Source organism: Corallococcus llansteffanensis, from assembly GCF_003612055.1.
GTDB lineage: Bacteria > Myxococcota > Myxococcia > Myxococcales > Myxococcaceae > Corallococcus > Corallococcus llansteffanensis.
The window spans coordinates 1-2952 of sequence record NZ_RAWB01000848.1 but is presented as its reverse complement, the minus strand read 5'-3'; the positions used below and the strand labels follow the sequence as shown (position 1 = coordinate 2952).

Genomic DNA, 2952 nt, shown 5'->3' with positions numbered 1-2952 from the left:
TATAAGAGACAGCCGCACGATGGCGTAGACGTACCGCGCACCGGCCTCCCTCGAGGACTCCGCCTGCGTCTTCGTCGTCATGGCGTGCCCACCTCCCGACCGCGTCAGCGCGTCTGGGCTTCGTCGCGCCGCTTCACCATCAACCGCACCTGCTCCACCAGCGCGTCCGGCAGGCACGGCTTGGTGACGTACGCGTCACACCCGGCCTGGTTCGCGTCCTCCGAGTGCCCCTTCAACGCATGGCCGGTGAGCGCCACCACCGGGATGTGCCGCGTGCGCGCGTCGCCCTTCAGCCGGCGCGTCGCCTCCCAGCCGTCCATCACCGGCAGGGACAGGTCCATCAGGATGACGTCCGGCACCAGCTCGAACGCCTTGTCCAACGCCTCCTGTCCGTTCTTCGCCTCCGCCACGCGGAAGCCGGAGAACTCCAGGTACTCCGCGTACATCTCCCGGGCATCCTGGTAGTCATCCACCACCAGCACGAGCGGCTTCTGTTTTTCCGGGCTGTTCGTCATGTCCGTCTCGCGCGTCTTGGAAAGTGCAGGGTGAAGGTCGAACCCTGGCCCGGGCTGCTCTGGAGGGAGACGCGTCCCCCCAGCATCGCCGCCAGTCGACGGCAGATGGACAGACCCAGCCCCGTGCCCCCATAGGCACGCGTGGGGGAGCTGTCCACCTGCTGGAAGTCCTCGAAGATCTTCTCCTGGTTCGACACGTCGATGCCGATACCCGAGTCCTTCACCGAGATGGCGAAGGTGCTGGTGGCCACCTGATACTCCGCCGACACCTGGACGCCGCCCTCATGCGTGAACTTGAGCGCGTTGGACAACAGGTTGAGGACGATCTGCTTCACCTTCTGTCGGTCGCTCCACACGCCCGGCAGGTCCTCCTCCAGGCGCGTCTCCACCGCCAGCTTGCTGCGCGCGATGATGGGGTCCATCTCCGCCATCACCTCCTGCAGCAGCTCCGGCAGGCCGAAGTCCGTCAGGTGCAGCGGCATCCGCCCCGCCTCGATGCGGGTGATGTCCAATATCTCGTTGATGACCTCCAGCAGGTGCCGCCCGTTGGAGTCGATGCGCGTGAGGTTGCGGCGCTGCGGCGGCGTCATCTCCCCGGACACGCCCTGCAGGAGCATGTTCGTGTAGCCGAGGATGGCGTTCAGCGGTGTGCGGAACTCGTGCGACATGTTGGCCAGGAACTGCGACTTGGCCGCGCTCGCCTGCTCCAACTGGATGGCCTGCCGGCGCAGCTTCTCGTTCTGCTCCGCCAGCTCCGCCGTGGCCGACAGCACGCGCGCCTCCAGCTCGCTGGACACCTCCTTCACCCGCTCCAGGAGCCGCGCCCGCTCCAGCACCTCCGTGCGGTCGTGGAAGACGGTGACGATGCCCGTCAGTTCGCCCTGGTCCCCCAGCACCTTGCTGGCCATGGCCTCCATGGGCAGCGGCGCGCCGGTGGTCGGGTCGTCCAGCGTCAGCTGGCTCTTCCAGCGCGACACGTCCGCGTGCACGTTCCCCAGCAGGTTGGAGAGGAAGGAGGCGAAGAGGGCTTCGTTGGCGCGCCCCCGCCGCCCGGACGCCTCGCCTGCTTCGGCCGCGTCGCGGAGCGGGGCCGGGGCGAAGAGGCGCTCGGCCGGGTCGTTCATCATCACCATGCCGCCCGTGGGGTCGGACAGGATGATGGGGTCCGCCACCGAGTCCAGCACCCGGTCCAGGCGGTGGCGCTCGCTGCGCGCCTCCCGTTCGGTGTCGCGCAGCCGCCGGTAGCTCTCCCCCAGCGCCTGCGCGGCGCGGCCCAGGTCCGTCACGTTGCGCAGCACGCTCACCACCACCGCGGGCCCGTCCGGCGCGAGCACCGGCGTGGTGACCAGCTCGAAGAGCAGGTCCATGCCCTCCACCGGATCCACCAGCGGCACCTCGCGTCGGTGCACCCCGGTGGCGCCGCCCTGCGAGAGCGTCTCCCGGAACAGGCGCTGGTTGAGCTCCACCGCCCGCGTGCGCCCGGGGCTCGCGTCCGGGCCCGCCACCAGCAGCGCCTCCGCGCGGCCGTTGGCGAAGAGCAGCCCCCCTTCGGCGTCCGTCAGCAGCACCGGATCCGACACCGCGTTGATGACCCGGCGCAAGAGCCGGTCCGGCTCGGGCCGGCGCGGCACCCGGGCATCCGAGGCCACGAGCCGCGCGATGAGCGGCCCCGCGCACGACGCCACCCACGCCACGTCCTGGGGCACGCCGGGCCCGGACAGCCCCACCACCAGCAGCGCGACCGCGGGCGCCCCGGGCCGGCCCAGCGGCACCCCCAGCAGGCCCCCCGGAAACGCGGCGCCCTCCAGCGCGTCCGCGGCCAGCCACCGCGCCCCGGACCGCGTGCGGAACGACGCCAGCGACGAATCCTGGGCGTCCCAGGCCCGCGCGAGCACCGCCTGCTGCGTCCCCGTCAGCCCCTCGCTGGCCAGGCACCCGGAGGCCGCGCCGCTGTCGTCTGGCCCCAGGCAGGCGACCGCGACGCCGAACTGACGCGCGAGCCACTCCACCACCGCCCGCGCACAGGCGACGGCGGACTCGCAGGCGAGCAGGTGCTCGGCGAGCGCGAGGCGCGCCCCGGCATGGGCTTCAACGGGGGGCAGCGGGGCTGGAGACGCCACGAACTTACGCTCCGGGTGAGGGTGCACGCGGCGGGAGTCCGCGTTCTGGCGAGTCTGCGGTGCGGACCTCCGAAAATGCCACCACGATGCGCGCCTCCCCTTCCGACGGGGCGGCACGGCCCAGGGCCGCCAGGGCCCGCGCGTCGAACCGCAGCCCCCGGTCCAGCAGGCGGTCCAGGATGTCCACCAGGCTGGCGACGCCAGCGATGCGTTCCACGGGCATCTCGACTCCGCTCCTCGCTCGGTCCGCCCGGCGGACCCTCGGCCCCGTTCCGTTCTTAACGCCGGGAGTCCACGCGCCCCAGCCCCTCCTGTCC

The 2952-nt window shown here is 71.7% G+C and carries 3 protein-coding genes; all 3 read right to left on the bottom strand.

Annotation, left to right across the window (positions count from 1 at the left end):
* Positions 1-104: 104 nt before the first annotated feature.
* The 3 genes from D7V93_RS41120 to D7V93_RS41110 are packed head-to-tail and all read right to left on the bottom strand — an operon-like array spanning position 105 to position 2858.
* The gene (locus D7V93_RS41120) at positions 105-515 is read right to left on the bottom strand and encodes a response regulator (protein WP_120648440.1); all 411 of its coding nucleotides are present in this window, start codon (positions 513-515) and stop codon (positions 105-107) included.
* Positions 512-2635, bottom strand: a complete 2124-nt coding sequence (locus tag D7V93_RS41115) for a PAS domain-containing sensor histidine kinase (protein WP_120648439.1) — start codon at positions 2633-2635, stop codon at positions 512-514. The genes D7V93_RS41120 and D7V93_RS41115 overlap by 4 nt, the downstream gene beginning before the upstream one ends.
* 4 nt (positions 2636-2639) lie before the next feature.
* Complete coding sequence (locus D7V93_RS41110) at positions 2640-2858, bottom strand: hypothetical protein (protein ID WP_120648438.1); 219 nt, start codon at positions 2856-2858, stop codon at positions 2640-2642.
* Between the last annotated feature and the right edge of the window lie 94 nt (positions 2859-2952).